The following is a 779-nucleotide window of genomic DNA, read 5'->3' on the forward strand; positions in this document are numbered from 1 at the left end:
CCAGTTCCACCTAAACCACTATGACATCCAGTTACAATCGCTGATTCAACTGGATACATTTTCATCACTTTCCCTACAAGAAAACCTGACGCTACCATTGTAAGAACAACCGATGCACACACAACAACATATCCTACTGAAAGTACTGCTGCTACGTCTTTTAGCGGAATATATAGCAATCCTAGTCCAACCATTAACGGCCAAGTTAAATTCTTCGAAATAAATTTATATAAATGGAATGCTCCTTGCTCCATTTTTGCGGGCATTAATTTAAAGTATTTCACAAGTGCTGCTGAGAAAATCATAATGATTGCCCCAGGAATACCGATGAACTTAGAAGCAAATCCTCCGAAGATAAAGAACGTACACGCAATTAATAAACCTGCTCCCATTAATGAGAAGTCAATTGGCTTTTCTGTATTTTGTTCTTTTAATAACTCGGCTTGATTGTCTGTTTTCACTAATACACCGTTACCACTAAGCTCCGGTTTCTTCTCACCTAAACGCTTCATATACCCTGCACTCACAATTGCGAACATATTCCCAATAATAGCTGCTGGAATAAGCTGTGATACAAACGTTGCTGATGATTCATTTAAAATATCACTATAAGCTAGCGACAATGGTAAAATTCCTTCCCCGATACCACCACTCACAATTGGTACGATGATAAAGAAGAATGTTTGCTTCATTTCAAATCCAAATAGTGAACCGACCAATAACCCTACTACTACAGAAGCTAACGTCCCTACTACTAAAGGTATAAACATACGAACGAA

1 protein-coding gene is annotated in these 779 nt (G+C 38.1%); it reads right to left on the reverse strand.

Features of this window, described 5'->3' with window-relative positions; genetic code table 11:
• The coding region (locus KI369_RS27560) for a 2-hydroxycarboxylate transporter family protein (RefSeq protein WP_212958788.1) at positions 1 to 779 on the reverse strand (779 nt) is incomplete at both ends.

This window comes from Bacillus sanguinis (assembly GCF_018332475.1).
Taxonomy (GTDB): Bacteria; Bacillota; Bacilli; order Bacillales; family Bacillaceae_G; genus Bacillus_A; species Bacillus_A sanguinis.